The 682-nt window shown below is 75.1% G+C and carries 1 protein-coding gene; it reads left to right on the forward strand.

What is annotated here, in order from left to right; all coding sequences use genetic code 11:
- Positions 1-38 precede the first annotated feature (38 nt).
- Positions 39-682, forward strand: a 644-nt coding sequence (locus ACLEQD_RS44785; protein WP_410391977.1) for a tetratricopeptide repeat protein, incomplete at its 3' end; no start/stop codon positions are given.

A 682-nucleotide genomic window follows, 5' to 3' on the forward strand; every position in this document is an offset into this window, starting at 1 on the left:
GCACCGCGCGCTGTCGAGGAGGCGGCCGCGCGCGCGCCATGCTGCGCGACCTGCCCCTGCCCATGAAGTGGCGCGTGCGCCGCGCGGAGGCGCTGGTGGAGCTGCACCAGAACGTCGCGGCCATGAACCTGCTGGCCCGCTCAGGCCCCCGCACGGAGCTCCCGGATGAACTGGCCTGCCGCGCCCAGCTCACCCTGGGCCGCGCCCTGCGCAAGGAGCGCCAGCACCGCCGCGCCATCCAGGTGCTGGAGCCGGTGGCGCGCGAGTGCCAGTCACCCGAGCAGCGGCCGCAGGCGCTCTACCTGCTCGCCTATTCGCAGTCGGTGGTGCAGCCGGAGGCCGCGGTGGACACCTACGCCACGCTGGCGCGCGACTACCCGGAGCACGGCTACGCGGACGACGCGCTGTTCTTCGAGGCGTGGACGCAGCAGCGCCTGGGCCGCGCGGACGAAGCGCTGCGCAACTACGAGGCGCTGGCGAAGCGCTACTCCGCCGGCAACTTCGCCGCCGAGGCCCTCTTCCGCGCCTTCTGGCTGCACCTGCGCCAGGGCGAGACGCAGCCGGGCCTGGCGTCGCTGATGGCGGTGGAGCAGCTGCCGGAGGCCGCGCGCACCGACGAGGCCCTGTGGCGCGCGCGCTACTGGCAGGCGCGGCGCAGCGCGCGTTGCGGCACGTCGGGATG

The organism is Corallococcus sp. 4LFB, from assembly GCF_046520365.1.
GTDB lineage: Bacteria > Myxococcota > Myxococcia > Myxococcales > Myxococcaceae > Corallococcus > Corallococcus caeni.